Source organism: Streptomyces sp. NPDC059534 (assembly GCF_042743475.1).
In the GTDB taxonomy this organism is placed as follows: domain Bacteria; phylum Actinomycetota; class Actinomycetes; order Streptomycetales; family Streptomycetaceae; genus Streptomyces.
Window position 1 is genome coordinate 135,613 of sequence record NZ_JBHWAQ010000020.1, and the last position, 15,042, is coordinate 150,654.

The window sequence follows — 15,042 nt, forward strand, 5'->3', positions numbered from 1 at the left end:
TGACCGATGTACAACCCCACAGTCGCCCGGCTCACCTACCGGGCCCTCCTCGGCCGCCGCAGGGCGCTGATCCTCTTCCTGCTGCCCGGCATGCTGCTGCTCATCTCGGCGGTGGTCCGCGGTTTCAACGGCGCGGACGACCAGGTCGCCGCAGACGTCCTCGGCGGCTTCGCGCTGGCGACGATGGTCCCGCTGATCGGCGTGATCGCCGGCACGGGCGCGATCGGGCCCGAGATCGACGACGGTTCCATCGTCTATCTGCTGTCCAAGCCGGTGAAGCGGCCCACGATCATCTTCACCAAGCTGATCGTCGCGATCGCGGTGACCATGGTCTTCTCGGCCGTCCCGACGCTGATCGCCGGGTTCATCCTCAACGGCAACGGCCAGCAGGTGGCCGTCGCGTACACGGTGGCGGCCCTGGTGGCCTCCATCGCCTACAGCGCGCTGTTCCTGCTGCTCGGCACGGTCAGCCGGCACGCCGTGGTGATCGGTCTGGTCTACGCCCTGGTGTGGGAGGCCCTCTTCGGCTCCCTGATCGCCGGAGCGAAGACCCTGAGCGTCCAGCAGTGGGCGCTGGCCCTCGCGCAGAAGGTCACCGGCGACGGCCTGGTCACCTCGGACGTCGGGCTCCCGACGGCCGCGGTACTCCTCGTCGGCGTCACGGTCGCGGCCACCTGGTTCGCCGGCCACAAGCTGCGGACCCTGAAGCTGGCCGGCGAGGAGTAGCCCGCCGGCGGGAAACCGTCAGGCCCGCCGGCGGGACACCACAGGTCCGCCGGCGGGACACCACAAGCCCGCCAGCGGGACACCATCAGGCCGGCGAGCGGCGGCCCTCTCTCAGACCGTCCGGTCCCGGGCGGCGAGCAGGCCCACGGCGAGGGCCGCCGCGCAGACGCCGAGGACCACGCAGATCGGCAGGGTCCAGGAGCCGGTGGCCTGGTGGAGGACGCCGGCCGCCAGCGGGCCCGCCGCGGCGAGCAGATAGCCGACGGTCTGGGCCATCCCGGACAGCCGGGCCGCGGTCACCGCGTCCCCGGAGCGCAGCACGATGAGCGTCAGGGCGAGGCCGACCGCGCCGCCCTGGCCCACGCCGAGCACCGCCGACCAGAGCCAGGCACCCTGCACCGGCGCCACCAGCAGTCCGGCGTAACCGGCCGCGACCAGTGTCGTGACCAGCACGATCAGCGGGCGCTGGCTGCGCATCCGGCCGGCGAGCAGCGGCACCGCGAAGGCGCCCGCGACCTGGATCAGGTTGTTGAAGGCGAAGATCACGCCGGCGGTGGAGCGGCTCATCCCGTGGTCGGTGAACATCGTCGGCATCCAGGCGATCAGCACGTACGACCACAGCGACTGCAGTCCCATGAACAGCGTGACCTGCCAGGCGAGCGCCGAGCGCCAGACCCGGACCGGGCGGGCGCCGGCGGCCGGGACGGCCCGTGACGCGGGGCCCGGACGGCCGCGGGCGATCAGCACCTGCGGCAGCCAGCCGAGGGCGGCGACCACGGCGAGCAGGGACCAGAAGCCGAGCGACGCCTGCCAGCCGCCGCCCAGTGCCTTCTCCAGCGGTACCGCGGCGGCCGCCGCCACCGTCGCACCGGCGATCATCGCGCCCGTGTAGACCGAGGTCATCGCCGCGGCCCGGTCCGGGAAGTCCCGCTTGATCAGGCCCGGCATCAGCACGTTGAGCAGGGCGATCGCCGTGCCGACGAGGACACCGCCGCCGTACAGCGCGTACACGGACGGCAGGAGGCGCGCGAGGATGCCGACGCCGAGCAGCAGGAGCGCGCCGAACAGCACGCGTTCGGCGCCGAAGCGGCGGCCCAGCCAGGGAGCCACCAGGGCGCCCAGGCCGAGGAACAGCACCGGTACCGAGGTGACGAGCGAGCTCGCCGTCGAGGAGAGGCCGAACGCCTCGGACATCTCGCCGACCAGGGGTGCCACGCTCGCCAGCGCGACCCGCATGTTCAGCGAGGCCAGCACGATGCCGGTCAGGAGCAGCGCCGGATGGGCGAGCAGGGCGCGCCGGGCGGCCGCTCCCTGTGCCGGCCGGCGGGCCCCGGCCTCGGCGTCGACGGGCACGCGCACCGGTCCGTCGGCGCGCGTCTCCTCGGGCGCGGGCGCGCCGGCCGTCATCGGTTCCGCTCCGGCAGGGCCGCGACGGCCTCCCTCGGCACCCGCAGCAGTTCGCGGGCCTGGCGCTCCGCCGCCTCGGGGTCGCCCGCCTCGATCGCGGTCACCAGCGCCTCGTGGGCGTCGATGTCGACCGGCGGCATCTCCCGGTCGCCGAGGGCCTCGACCAGTACTTCGTGGACCTGGGCGGAGAAGAAGCGGTAGACCTCGGTGAAGGCGGCGTTGTGGGTGGCTTCCACGACCGCCAGGTGGAAGGCGAGGTCCGCGTCCGCGTCCCGGTCGCCCTCCTCCCGCAGGCCGGTCAGGGCGGCCCTCAGCCGCAGCAGGTCGTGGGTGTCCCGTCGTTCGGCCGCGAGCCGGGCGGCCTCGGCCTCCAGGGCGACCCGCAGTTCGAGGACGTCGGACGCGGCCGCGTGGCGCACGCCGCGCAGGACGGCGGCCGGGTCGGCGGTCGACCGGACGAAGGTCCCGTTGCCCTGGCGGGACTCCAGGAGGCCGGCGTGGACGAGGACCCGGACCGCCTCACGGACGGTGTTGCGGCCCACGCCGAGCTGCTGCGCGAGCTCGTGCTCGGTCGGGATGCGGTCGCCGACCGCCCACTCGCCGTCGGCGAGCTGCCCGCGCAGCTGTTCCACGACGGAGTCCACCAGTGAGGTCCGTCCCGCTGCCCTGAGTGCCATGCCGCCCCGCTCTCCATTTGCCCGGTTGCCCAGTCATCCTACAACTGACCGTCCCGGAGACACCGGACTACTGTGGGCCCGTACGTGGACCGAACACCCTCACCACCCTCGGGAGTCAGTCATGTCAGACCGCTTCGACGTCGTCGTACTCGGAGCTGGCCCCGGCGGCTACGTCGCCGCCATCCGCGCCGCCCAGCTGGGCAAGCGGGTCGCGGTCGTCGAGGAGAAGTACTGGGGCGGTGTCTGCCTGAACGTCGGCTGCATCCCCACCAAGGCGCTGCTGCGCAACGCCGAGCTCGCCCACATCTTCAACCACGAGGCAAAGACCTTCGGCATCAAGGTCGACGGCACCGTCTCCTTCGACTATGGCGAGGCGTTCCGCCGCAGCCGCTCGGTCGCGGACGGCCGCGTCAAGGGCGTCCACTTCCTGATGAAGAAGAACGGGATCACCGAGTTCGACGGCCGGGGCACCTTCCTCGACGCGAACACCCTCCAGGTGGCCAAGGCCGACGGCACCTCGGAGACGATCACCTTCGACAACTGCATCATCGCCACCGGCGCCACCCCGCGCCTGCTCCCGGGCACGGCCCTCAGCGACCGCGTCGTCTCGTACGAGCAGCAGATCCTCGCCGAGGACGCCCCGAAGTCGATCGTCATCGCGGGCGCCGGCGCCATCGGCATCGAGTTCGCGTACGTGCTGAACAACTACGGCACCAAGGTCACGATCGTCGAGTTCCTCGACCGCGTCGCCCCGCTGGAGGACGAAGAGGTCTCCAAGGAGCTGGCGAAGCAGTACCGCAAGCTCGGCATCGACGTCCTGACCTCCACCCGCGTCGAGGCCATCGACGAGTCCGGCCCGCAGGTCCGCGTCACCGTCACGGGCAAGGACGGCGTCCAGAAGGTCCTGGAGGCCGACAAGGTCCTCCAGGCCATCGGCTTCGCCCCGAACGTCACCGGCTACGGCCTGGAGGCCACCGGTGTCGCCCTCACCGAGCGCGGCGCGATCGACGTCGACGGCCGCTGCCGCACCTCCGTGCCGCACATCTACGCCATCGGCGACGTCACCGCGAAGCTGATGCTCGCGCACACCGCCGAGGCCATGGGCGTCATCGCGGCCGAGACCATCGGGGACGCCGAGACGATGGAGCTCGACTACCCGATGATCCCGCGCGCGACCTACTGCCAGCCGCAGATCGCCAGCTTCGGCTGGACCGAGGCGCAGGCCCGCGAGAAGGGCTTCGACGTCAAGGTCGCCAAGTTCCCGTTCGTCGCGAACGGCAAGGCGCACGGTCTCGGCGACGCCACGGGCTTCGTCAAGATCATCGCCGACGGCACGCACGGCGAGATCATCGGCGCTCACCTGATCGGCCCGGACGTCACCGAGCTGCTGCCCGAGCTGACCCTGGCCCAGCAGTGGGACCTCACCGTCCACGAGGTCGCCCGGAACGTCCACGCGCACCCGACGCTGGGCGAGGCCGTGAAGGAAGCGATCCACGGTATTGCCGGACACATGATCAATTTCTGAGGTTTCTCCCGGCTTCGGGTGATAGGCACTGAAAGGTGCCGACCGAAGCCAGCGGAACCAGCGGAACCCTTCCGGGTGGCGAACCGTCCCGGCCGATCAGGTCGTGGGTGCGTTCGTCACCCGGTACGCATGTCTGGCTGGCGGTCATCGCGATCACCAGCCTCGTCATCGCGCTCTCCCCGGCGGGTCTGGACACCTATCTCCTCCACCGCAACAGCAGCAATCTCCACCAGCTCTCGCACCACCCGGTGCGCGCGCTGCTCGGCAGCGCGTTCTGGATCGAGGACCCGGCCGACGTCCTGCTGTACGCGGTGCTCTTCGAGGTCCTGCACGCCCCCGTGGAACGCTGGCTCGGGACCGCGAAATGGCTCTTCACCGTCGCGACGGCGCACATCGCGGCGACGCTGATCAGCCAGCAGGTCGTCCTGGTGGCCATCCGGCTCCACGACGTGCCGCGCAGCATGGCGCACGTCGTCGACATCGGGGTCAGCTACGGACTCGCCGCCTCGGCCGGGATCCTGGCCTACCGGCTGCCGCGCCCGTGGCGCTGGCCCTACCTCGCGGGAGTGGTGGCCTTCTTCGTCGTACCGTTCGCCGTCGACCGTACGTACACCGATCTCGGGCACCTGATCTCACTGGCGATCGGCCTGGCCTGCTACCCGCTCACCCGGGGAGAAAAATCGGTCGCATCCGAACGGGGGCCCGGCGCAGACTAGTTGTACGGGGGACACGGGGGATCTCCCGAAGGGAGCGGCCGCTTCGAGCGCGTGGACCTGGTCCGCGCGGGCCGCTCCCCCTCCCGGAGGATTGGCCGAGTGGTAAGGCAGCGGCTTGCTAAGCCGTAGTCGGGGGAGACCCCGCGCGCGTTCGATCCGCGCATCCTCCGCCGAGCACGACGAAGGCCACCCCGGAGGGTGGCCTTCGTGGGTCGTGAAGTGTCAGAGCGCCAGCAGGCGTTCCAGGACGACCGCGATGCCGTCCTCCTCGTTGGAGGCCGTCACCTCGTCCGCCACCGCCCGGAGCTCCTCGTGGGCGTTGCCCATGGCCACGCCGTGGGCGGCCCAGCCGAACATCGGGATGTCGTTCGGCATGTCGCCGAAGGCGATCGTCTCCGCCGCCTTCACACCCAGCCGACGGGCCGCGAGCGACAGCCCGGTCGCCTTGCTCAGGCCGAGCGGGAGGATCTCCACGATGCCGGGCCCCGCCATGACGACGTCCACCAGCCCGCCGACCGTCTCCCGGGCGGACCGGGTCAGTTCGTCGTCGGTCAGCGTCGGATGCTGGATGTACAGCTTGGTCAGCGGCGCCGACCACAGCTCGGCCGGGTCCTCGTACGCCACGTACGGCAGGGGCCCGTCCTGGGCCTTGTAGCCGGGGCCCATGAGGACCTCGCCGTCCAGACCGTCACGGCTGGCGGCCAGCGCCAGCGGGCCTACCTCGGCCTCGATCTTGGACAGGGCGAGCCCCGCGAGCTGCCGGTCCAGGGTCAGCGAGGTGAGCAGCCGGTGCTCCCCCGCGTGGTAGACCTGCGCGCCCTGCCCGCACACCGCGATCCCCTCGTATCCGAGGTCGTCGAGGATGTGCCGGGTCCAGGGCACCGCCCGGCCGGTGACCACGATGTGCGCGGCGCCCGCCGCGACCACGGCGGCGAGCGCGTCCCGCGTGCGGTCCGAGACGGACTCGTCGGAACGCAGCAGCGTGCCGTCGAGGTCCGTCGCGACCAGGCGGTAGGGGAAGGGGCTCACTTGGCGATCGGCTCCAGGACCTCGCGTCCGCCGAGGTACGGCCGCAGGACCTCGGGCACCCGCACCGAGCCGTCGGCGAGCTGGTGGTTCTCCAGGATCGCCACGATGGTGCGCGGTACGGCGCACAGCGTGCCGTTCAGGGTGGCCAGCGGCTGCACCGTCTTCTTGCCGCCCTGCTCGTCACGCATGCGGATGGAGAGGCGGCGGGCCTGGAAGCTGTTGCAGTTGGAGGCCGAGGTCAGCTCGCGGTACTTGCCCTGGGTCGGGATCCACGCCTCGCAGTCGAACTTGCGGGAGGCCGAGGCGCCGAGGTCGCCGGTGGCGACGTCGATGACCTGGAAGGGCAGCTCGAGGCTGGTCAGCCACTGCTTCTCCCACTCCAGGAGCCGCTTGTGCTCGCTCTCCGCGTCCTCGGGCGCGACGTACGAGAACATCTCGACCTTGTCGAACTGGTGGACGCGGAAGATGCCCCGGGTGTCCTTGCCGTACGTGCCGGCCTCGCGGCGGAAGCAGGGCGAGAAGCCCGCGTACCGCAGCGGCAGCTTGTCGGCGTCGATGATCTCGTCCATGTGGTACGCGGCGAGGGGGACCTCGGAGGTGCCGACCAGGTAGAGGTCGTCGTTCTCCAGGTGGTACACGTTCTCCGCGGCCTGGCCGAGGAAACCGGTGCCCTCCATGGCGCGCGGACGGACCAGCGCGGGGGTCAGCATCGGGATGAAGCCGGCCTCGGTGGCCTGGGCGATCGCCGCGTTGACGAGGGCCAGCTCCAGGAGGGCGCCGACGCCGGTCAGGTAGTAGAAGCGCGAGCCGGAGACCTTGGCGCCCCGCTCGACGTCGATGGCGCCGAGCGTCTCGCCGAGCTCCAGGTGGTCCTTGGGCTCGAAGCCCTCGGCCGCGAAGTCGCGGATGGTGCCGTGCGTCTCCAGGACGACGAAGTCCTCCTCGCCGCCGACCGGGACGTCCGTGTGGACGATGTTCCCGAGCTGGAGCAGGAGCCGCTTGGCCGTCTCGTCGGCGTCGTTCTGCTCGGCCTCGGCGGCCTTGACGTCGGTCTTGAGCTGCTCGGCCTTCTGGAGGAGCTCGGCGCGCTCCTCGGGGGTGGCCTTGGGGATCAGCTTGCCGAGCGCCTTCTGCTCGGATCGGAGCTCGTCGAAGCGGACGCCGGACGACCTGCGCCGCTCATCGGCAGAGAGCAGGGCGTCGACGAGCGCGACGTCCTCTCCACGGGCGCGCTGGGAGGCGCGAACACGGTCGGGGTCCTCACGGAGCAGGCGAAGGTCAATCACCCCACCAGGCTACCGGTGCGCGTTCGCGTGACCCCACCGGATAACGGCGCGCGTGTTGTTTCGCCCGAATTGGGACCCGCGCGAATGCCGGCCGCGGGGCCTTCCCGTGCAGTTATCCACAGGCTGTGCGGAAGATCTGTGGACTACGGGGGCGGGTCCATGGATTTTCATTCTCGCACCTGGGAATTACGTGATCAAACACCATTTGCCCACTCATTCGGGTGGGAATTACTCGCTCCAAAGAGTTGATCGGGCGAGGGGCGCTGACGTGGGCGTCATCCGGGCGTTGTGGACGGACCACGGGTGAAAGGGGAGTCGTCAGGGCGATTTGTCGACCTTGTCGGAGCGAGGTGTCGACTTGTCCCCAGGCTGGGTATGGCGCCTGTGGATAACCTCTGTGGGTAACTGAAAAGTATGCAAGTAGGACTATTGATTCGTACCTGTGGACGACCGCTCCCGGCGGCGGGAGCGGTCGGTCAGTATCGAATCAGGCCCGACCGTCCTGGGCCCTCGCCAGCCAGTCGGAGGCCGCCGTGAACGCCTGGTCCGAAGTCCCGCGCCGCAGCGGCAGCACGTCCTCGACCACGACCCCCGCCCTCGGGTACGAGCCGAGGAAGCGCACCTGCGGGCAGATCCGCTTGAGCCCCATCAGCGCCTCGCCCACCCGCCGGTCCGAGATATGGCCCTCGGCGTCCACGGCGAAGCAGTAGTTGCCGATCCCGGCCCCCGTGGGACGGGACTGGATCAGCATCAGGTTCACCCCGCGCACCGCGAATTCCTGGAGCAGTTCGAGGAGGGCACCCGGATGATCGTCACCCAGCCACAGCACCACCGACGTCTTGTCCGCACCGGTCGGAGCCGCCGGCCGGGCCGGCCGGCCCACCAGCACGAACCGCGTCTCGGCGTTCTCCGCGTCGTGGATCTCGGTGACCAGCGCCTCGAGGCCGTACGTCGCCGCCGCGAACTCCCCCGCAAAGGCGGCGTCGAAGCGGCCCTCCTGCACCAGTCGGGCCCCGTCCGCGTTGGACGCGGCCGACTCCCACACCGCCTCGGGCAGGTGCGTCCGCAGCCAGTTCCGGACCTGAGGCTGGGCCACCGGGTGGCCCGTGACCGTTTTGATCTCCGAGAGCCGAGTCCCGGGCCGGACGAGCAGCGCGAAGGCGATCGGAAGGAGCACCTCGCGGTAGATCATCAGCGGCTCGCCGGAGGCCAGCTCGTCCAGGGTCGCGGTCACCCCGCCCTCGACCGAGTTCTCGATCGGGACGAGCGCGGCGGCGGCTTCCCCGTTCCGTACGGCGTCGAGCGCGGCCGGAACGGAGACCATCGGGACGAGCTCCCGCGTCGCCGCCTCGGGCAGCGTGCGGAGCGCGGCCTCCGTGAAGGTGCCCTCGGGGCCGAGATACGTGAACCGGGTGGCGGACATACCGTCACCCTAATGGTCGCCGCAGGCGCGAGCGGCCCTTCCGAGCGGAGTCGTCCCGCCGGTCGTGACGGTCATGCCTCCAGGAGCCGCTGGCCCACGTACTCGCCCTCGGCGGGGCCGCCCGGCACGGCGAAGAGGCCGCTGGCCTCGTGGCGGATGAACTCCGACAGCGCGTCCCCCCGGTCGAGCTTGCGCTGCACCGGGACGAAGCCCCGGAGCGGGTCCGCCTGCCAGCAGACGAAGAGGAGACCGGCGTCCGGCGTCCCGTCGGGCCCGATCCCGTCGTGGAAGGAGAACGGCCTGCGCAGCATCGCGGCCCCGCCGTTCTGTTCGGGGGCGGAGATCCGGGAGTGCGCGTTGTCCGGGATCACCGGCTTCCCGTCGGAGCCGAGCTTGTTCAGGTCGAGCTCGGTGGTCTCGGTGCCGCCGCTCAGCGGGGCGCCGTCGGACTTCCGGCGCCCGATCACCTTCTCCTGCCGGTCCTGCGGCAGCTTCTCCCAGTCGTCGAGCAGCATCCGGATCCGGCGCACCACCGCGTACGAGCCGCCGGCCATCCACGCCTCCGCGCCGCCGGCCCCGGCCGGGACGAAGATCCGCCGGTCGAAGTCGGGTTCGGTGGGCTTGGGGTTGCCGGTGCCGTCGACCTGCCCCATGAGGTTGCGGGCGGTCATCGGCTTCGCGGTGGCACCGGCCGAGCGGTTGAAGCCGTTCATCTGCCAGCGGACCCGGGCCGCGTCCCCCGCGTCCTTCTGGAGGGCGCGCAGGGCGTGGAAGGCGACGAGGGCGTCGTCGGCGCCGATCTGCACCCACAGGTCGCCCTCCGAGCGCCTCGGGTCCAGGGCGTCGGCGGAGAAAGCGGGCAGCGGGTCGAGCCCGGCGGGGCGGCGCGCGGCGAGTCCGGTCCGGTCGAAGAACGTACGGCCGAAGCCGAAGGTGACCGTGAGAGAGGAGGGGCCCGCGTCGAGGGCGATACCGGTGTCCCCGGCCGGGGCCTTGCCCGCCATCAGCGCCTTCGCCGTGACCGACCAGCGGCGCAGCAGGGCGGCGGCCTCCTTGCGGCCGGCGCCGGGTGCGAGGTCGAAGGCGATCAGATGGCCGCGCGACTGGAGGGGGGTGGTGATGCCGGCCTGATGTTTCCCGTGGAACATCACCTCGGTCGCGCCGACCGTGGACAGGGCGGGAGCGCCGCCGGCCCCGGGACTCCCGGCGGTGTCGTCGCCGGACACGGCGGTGGAGACGCCGACACCACCGGCCGCGCCGATGACGAGCCCGGCCGCGCCGGCCGCGCCGACGGTGCCGAGCAGACGCCGGCGTGAGATCTCAAGGTTGTCGCTGTCGGTCACGATGCTCAGCCGATCTTCACGTTCTTGTCGATGGTGGTCTGGTCGATGTCGGAGGTACGGACGGTGACCTGGATCTTCCACTCGCCCGGCATCGGGATCTGGACGCCGCTCGCGCTCCAGTGTCCGGTCTGGATGCGGTCGGGAGCGACGGGCAGCGGGCCGACGTCCTTCGCCTCCAGGGTGAGGGCGACCTTGACCTCCGGGACGTCCAGCGGCTTGCCGTTGGGGCGCTCGACGAAGATGTGGAGCCCGTTGGCCCCGGTGCGGCCGGGGTCGAGGCTGAGCCGGACGACACCCTTGCCGTCGACGCCGCCGGTGTCGAAGGGCAGCCGGATGTCGACGGGCCGGTCGGGCACGGCGGCCGGGCCTGCGGACGCGCCGGCGCGGCCGGCCTCCTCCTCGGTGCGGCCCGGTTCGGTCGAGGTGAGGATCGTGGTCACGGCGAGCAGCACGACGGCGACGGCGGCCTCGGTCAGCACCGAGCGGCGCAGACCGGCCCGCTCGGGATCGGCGTCCCGCTCCCGCTTCCGTCGCGCGGTGGCGACGGCCGCCCGCTGCCGGGCCAGCTGAGCCGCCCGCTCGGGATCGACCACGGCCCCACCGCCGGCCTCGGTGTCGGCGTCGGCGTCGGTCTCGGTGTCGGACCCAGCGTCGGACCCGGTGTCGGCTTCGGACCCGGCCTCGGCGTCCGCGTCGGTCTCGGCTCCGGCCCCGTTGTCCGACTCGGCCTGTTCCCGCGGCTTCGGGTCGGCGAGGCGTCGGGTCCAGCGGCGGGAGATCCAGGCGATGCCGACGAGTACGGCGACGAGGCCGATCTTGACGAGGAGGAGCTGGCCGTAGCCGGTGCCGGTGAGCGCGGACCAGGAGCCGACCTGGCGCCAGGACTGGTAGAGCCCGGTGGCGGCGAGGACGGTCACGGAGCCGAGGGCGACCTTGGAGAAGCGCTCGACGGCCCGGCGGTCGAGGGACGGCGCCCGGTAGAGGGCGACGAGCAGCACGGTGAGACCGCCGAGCCAGGCGGCGACGGCGAGGAGGTGCAGGATGTCGACGGGCATGGCGATGCCGGGCTGGATACCGGTCGAGGCGTGCTCGGCCAGGGCCCAGGTGCCGGCGATGCCGGCGGCGACGACGGTGCCGCCGATGCCGAGCCCGAAGGCGAGGTCCTTCTTCTCCTTCGGGTCGGTGCGCCGGGCGTAGGCGCCGAAGAGGACGGCCACGAACAGCGCGGCCGCGCCGAGCAGCAGCAGCCGGGAGGTGAGCGCGGCGCCGGTCTTGGTCTCCAGGACCGCCTTGAGGCCGGCCAGGTCGAAGGCGTCGGAGAGTTCGCCGGACCCGGTGTACGGGTTGCGCAGGAGCAGCAGTGCCAGCGTGGCACCGGTGAGGGTCAGCCAGCCGCGTACGACGGTCTGCTGGACGGGGCGGACGGCCGCGCCGCGCGGCCAGCAGACCAGGACGAAGGCGCCGCCGCCGACGAGGACGGCGAACCCGCCGTACGAGAGGTAGCGCGCGATGCCGTACAGGGTGCCGACGAGTCCGCCGCCGGCCGTCCGGTCGGGCAGGGCGACGGAGGTGACGGAGGGGGCGCCGATGGAGAAGGTGAAAGCGCCGGCGATGGGGTGGCTGTCGGCCGAGACGGTCTGCCAGGCGACGGTGTAGGTGCCGTCGGGCAGTCCGGCGCGGAGCCCCACGCCGTAGCGGACGACGGATCCGCTGCACAGGTCCCGGATCTCTCCGGTGTCGGCCCGCCGCCCCGCCGGGTCGAGGACCCGGATCGAGTCGGGGCTCATGGCCACCTGTTCCGAGAAGGTCAGGTTGACCTCCTTGGGGGCGGTGGCGACCACCGCCCCGTCCTTGGGGTCGCTTCCGGTGAGCGCCGCGTGCGCGGAGGCGGGGGCGGCGCCGGCGAGGAGCGTGCCGAGCAGCGCGGCCGCGAGTATGAGCAGCCGGGCCAGGGCGGTACCGAGGCGCGGGGCGGTGGTCGTCATCTCTGGGTCACTCCGTCAGCTCAGGGTCGATCCGTCAACGCGCTCAGTGCTGCTGCGGGTTGTGGTTGGCGGCCTCGACGGGAAGGTCGACCTTGATGGGGTCGGACTTCTCGAAGTGGAGCTCGATGCTGACCTTCTCGCCCTGCTTGGGCTTCTGCTTCAGCTCCATGAACATGAGGTGGTTGCCGCCACGGGAGAGGGACAGCCTGCCGTTCGCGGGGATGTCGAACGACGTCACCTGCCGCATCGCCTGGTTCTTCGTCTCGTGCATCGTGACGTCGTCCGAGAGCGGGCTGGTGACGGAGGTGAGCTTGTCCGCCGTGTCACCGTCGTTGGCGATGGTGAGGAAGCCGCCGGCCATGTCCATCACCGGCTGCGGCATGAACGCGCCGCTGACCTGGAGGTCGGGCTTCCCTCCCCCGGACGGGGACGAGCACCCGGTCAGCGCGAGCGAGGCGGCCAGGGCCACGGCGGCGGACAGGGCGGTGGTGCGGCGGGTCACGGGTTCTCCCCCTTGATGATCTTCGGCAGGTCCTTGGCGTAGTCGTCGACGCTCGTGTCCTCGCCGTACAGGACGTAGCCCTGGTCGGTGGCGGGCGAGAAGGCGATCACCTGGGCTCCGTGCATGGAGACGACCTTGCCGTCCTCCACCTTCGGCGGGTCGATGCCGATGCCGATCGACTTGGCGCCCGCCTGGATGGCGGAGAAGTCGCCGGTGAGACCGGTGAAGGAGGCGTCGCCGGCGGCGGGCAGCCACTTGGCGAGTTCGGCGGCGGTGTCCCGCTCGGGGTCGGTGGTGACGAAGACGACCTGGAGCTTGTCCTGGTCGGCCTGGGAGAGCTGCTTCTTGGCGATGGCGATGTTGCTCATCGTCAGGGGGCAGACGTCGGGGCAGTGCGTATAGCCGAAGTAGACGAGGGTCGGCTTGCCCTTGGTGCGCTCGCGCAGGTCGTACTTCTCGCCCTTGGTGTCGGTGAGGACGAGCGCGGGCTTGGTGAACGGCCGGTCGAGGACCGTGGCCGCCTTGGTGGAGTCGGTGCCGCCGGAGACCTCGGCGACGGGGCCGGCGGCCTTGTCGCCGTTGCCGCCGAGGCCGACGGCCGCGGTCAGGCCGATCGCGGCCGCGATCGCGACCGCGGCGATGATCAGCGGGGTCCGCCGCCCGGGGCGCGAGGTGCCCGCCCCGGACGTCTTCTCTTCAGACATGCTGTTTCTTTCCGGTTCTTGGTGAGGGTGCGGCCGTCAGGCCGAGCGGCGGCGGCCGGCGAGAACGCCGAAGGCGACGCCGGCGACACCGACGAGGATGCCCACGACGCCGAGGACGCGGGCCGTCTTGTCGGTGGACGAGGCGGAGGCGGTCTCGGTGTGGCCGGCGGCCTTGTCGTCGTGGCTGGCCTTCTCGTCCGAGGCGGCGGAGGCCGAGGCGGACGGGGCGGCGGCGCCGTGGTGGTCACCGGACGCGGCGGAGAGCTTCAGGACGGGGGCCGGGTTCTGCGGCTCGTCCGCGCCCTCCTTCGACTCCTCGATCCAGCGCACGACCTCCTTGTTGTCGTACGTCTGGATCGCCTTGAGCACGAGCTGGTCGGTGTCCTCCGGCAGCTGGCCGAGCGAGAGCGGGAACTGCTGGAACTGGCCGGGGCCGATCTTCGAGCCGTCGGCGGTCCAGGTGACCTTGGAGACGGCTTCGTTGATCTGCTTGCCGTGCAGCTCCAGCGGCTTGGCGAGCTTGCTCTTGGTCACCTCGGCCTTCCAGCCGGGGATGGGCTGCGGCATGACGGAGGCCAGCGGGTGGTCGAGCGGGAAGTTGACCTCGAGCTTCACGGTGGAGGCGTTGTCGCGCTCGTTGGGGACCTTGATGTTGACGGTCGCGTAGCCGCCCTTGGCGGCCTCGCCCTGCGGCTGCACGCTGACGTGCGCGGAGGCCGTGCCGGCGAGCAGGACGACGGAGGAGAGGGCGATGCCGCCGGCGAGGGCGACACGGGTGGCGGCGAAACGGGAAACGCTCATGGCAGAGGACACTCCAGCTCGGAGGAAGACGGGGGACGTCCGGCACGCCGGGGGCACTGGCCCCGCACAGGCGTGCGGACGAGCGCGGCCCCGCTCCTGGTGAGCGGTCCGCGTCAGGCTGCGAGGACGCAGTCGGCGGCCGGCGGGCCGCGCCTGATCACCGTGTTCCTGAGCGCCTCGGCCACCGGCGGCGGCGAGGAGTCGCCCGCGGCGCGGACGGCCGGACGGGGTCCGGTGCGCGGGTCCGTGGGCAGTCCGGCGAGCAGGGCCCGTACGAGGCGGAGCGCGGCCCGCAGCGAGCGCACGAGCGCGGTCTCGGCGAGTTCGGTGGCGCTCTGTCCGGAGAGCTCGACGAGCCGGCGGAGTGCGTGGTCGCCGCGGCGCAGCAGCCAGCCCGTGGCCAGCGCGGCCAGCAGGTGGCCGAGGAGCATGGGCAGGCTGGGCAGCAGCTCGGTGGAGGCGGCCGGCGCGGCGGTGTGGCCCGCGTGGGAGGGGGCCGCGGCCGGGTCGAGCCCGGCGTCGCGGACGATCCTGGCGGCGTCGGCGGGGCCGATGGCCCCGGTGCCGGCTCCGCAGACCAGCCGGGCGGCCATCCGCACGAGGGTGTCGTCGGCCTCGGGGCTCAGCGTGAGCCGGCGCTGTCCGAGACCGAAGAGGACGTGCAGGCCGAGCTGCCCGCCGGCGAGGGCGCCGATGACGAAGCCGAGGGAGCGCTCGCGTCCGGTGAAGAGGACGGCGATCCCGAAGACGCCGAGGAATCCGGCGAGGAGCGTCCATGCCGCGATCCCGGCGCAGGCGGCGAGGGCGTGTCCCAGCGCGGACAGCACGACGCAGACCGCGGTGAACACCGCGGCCCTCAGCAGCCGTGGAGCGAGCGCGGGGGCAGTCATGGCGGGCCCATCATCGCACCAGGGGCCA

At 71.9% G+C, this 15,042-nt stretch carries 14 protein-coding genes and 1 tRNA gene; 4 read left to right on the plus strand and 11 right to left on the minus strand.

The window, feature by feature from the left end; all coding sequences use genetic code 11:
- Positions 1-6 precede the first annotated feature (6 nt).
- Positions 7-726 (plus strand): ABC transporter permease, encoded by a 720-nt coding sequence (locus tag ACFVZH_RS23815; RefSeq protein ID WP_384900016.1) that lies wholly within the window; start codon positions 7-9, stop codon positions 724-726.
- Positions 727-837: 111 nt separating this feature from the next.
- Here ACFVZH_RS23815 and ACFVZH_RS23820 read toward each other — a convergent pair whose 3' ends face one another.
- Entirely contained in the window at positions 838-2,133 is a 1,296-nt protein-coding gene (locus ACFVZH_RS23820; protein ID WP_384900017.1) for a CynX/NimT family MFS transporter, read from the minus strand.
- Positions 2,130-2,810 carry a FadR/GntR family transcriptional regulator gene (locus tag ACFVZH_RS23825; protein WP_384900019.1) on the minus strand — a complete coding sequence of 227 codons (681 nt, stop codon included), beginning with the start codon at positions 2,808-2,810 and terminating at the stop codon, positions 2,130-2,132. Before ACFVZH_RS23825 ends, ACFVZH_RS23820 begins: the two co-directional genes overlap by 4 nt.
- A gap of 121 nt (positions 2,811-2,931) precedes the next feature.
- Here ACFVZH_RS23825 and lpdA point away from each other — a divergent pair, with 121 nt between their 5' ends.
- The 3 genes from lpdA (at position 2,932) to ACFVZH_RS23840 (ending at position 5,221) form a co-directional block, all read left to right on the plus strand.
- The gene (gene lpdA, locus ACFVZH_RS23830; protein WP_384900021.1) at positions 2,932-4,335 is read left to right on the plus strand and encodes a dihydrolipoyl dehydrogenase; all 1,404 of its coding nucleotides are present in this window, start codon (positions 2,932-2,934) and stop codon (positions 4,333-4,335) included.
- Between the two features lie 35 nt (positions 4,336-4,370).
- Complete coding sequence (locus ACFVZH_RS23835; RefSeq protein WP_384900023.1) at positions 4,371-5,051, plus strand: rhomboid-like protein; 681 nt, start codon at positions 4,371-4,373, stop codon at positions 5,049-5,051.
- Between the two features lie 85 nt (positions 5,052-5,136).
- Positions 5,137-5,221, plus strand: a tRNA-Ser gene (locus ACFVZH_RS23840).
- A gap of 52 nt (positions 5,222-5,273) precedes the next feature.
- On the opposite strand, the gene ACFVZH_RS23845 is transcribed toward ACFVZH_RS23840, so the two are convergent.
- From ACFVZH_RS23845 to ACFVZH_RS23885, 9 genes are all read right to left on the minus strand, one after another.
- Entirely contained in the window at positions 5,274-6,080 is an 807-nt protein-coding gene (locus ACFVZH_RS23845) for an HAD family hydrolase (RefSeq protein WP_384900025.1), read from the minus strand.
- Complete coding sequence (gene serS / locus ACFVZH_RS23850) at positions 6,077-7,366, minus strand: serine--tRNA ligase (protein ID WP_384900027.1); 1,290 nt, start codon at positions 7,364-7,366, stop codon at positions 6,077-6,079. Before serS ends, ACFVZH_RS23845 begins: the two co-directional genes overlap by 4 nt.
- Positions 7,367-7,853: 487 nt before the next feature.
- Positions 7,854-8,789 carry a prephenate dehydratase gene (gene pheA / locus ACFVZH_RS23855; protein ID WP_384900029.1) on the minus strand — a complete coding sequence of 312 codons (936 nt, stop codon included), beginning with the start codon at positions 8,787-8,789 and terminating at the stop codon, positions 7,854-7,856.
- Positions 8,790-8,860: 71 nt separating this feature from the next.
- Positions 8,861-10,132 (minus strand): iron uptake transporter deferrochelatase/peroxidase subunit, encoded by a 1,272-nt coding sequence (gene efeB / locus ACFVZH_RS23860; RefSeq protein WP_384900031.1) that lies wholly within the window; start codon positions 10,130-10,132, stop codon positions 8,861-8,863.
- A 5-nt stretch (positions 10,133-10,137) separates the two neighbouring features.
- Positions 10,138-12,117 carry a copper resistance protein CopC gene (locus ACFVZH_RS23865; protein WP_384900033.1) on the minus strand — a complete coding sequence of 660 codons (1,980 nt, stop codon included), beginning with the start codon at positions 12,115-12,117 and terminating at the stop codon, positions 10,138-10,140.
- 43 nt (positions 12,118-12,160) lie between these two features.
- A complete protein-coding gene (locus tag ACFVZH_RS23870) occupies positions 12,161-12,619 on the minus strand; it encodes a copper chaperone PCu(A)C (RefSeq protein ID WP_384900035.1) in 459 nt (152 codons plus the stop codon).
- A complete protein-coding gene (locus ACFVZH_RS23875) occupies positions 12,616-13,323 on the minus strand; it encodes an SCO family protein (RefSeq protein WP_384900038.1) in 708 nt (235 codons plus the stop codon). Before ACFVZH_RS23875 ends, ACFVZH_RS23870 begins: the two co-directional genes overlap by 4 nt.
- Before the next feature lie 36 nt (positions 13,324-13,359).
- Positions 13,360-14,124 carry a YcnI family protein gene (locus ACFVZH_RS23880; RefSeq protein WP_384900040.1) on the minus strand — a complete coding sequence of 255 codons (765 nt, stop codon included), beginning with the start codon at positions 14,122-14,124 and terminating at the stop codon, positions 13,360-13,362.
- Positions 14,125-14,237: 113 nt separating this feature from the next.
- Complete coding sequence (locus tag ACFVZH_RS23885) at positions 14,238-15,014, minus strand: hypothetical protein (protein WP_384900042.1); 777 nt, start codon at positions 15,012-15,014, stop codon at positions 14,238-14,240.
- Positions 15,015-15,042 lie beyond the last annotated feature (28 nt).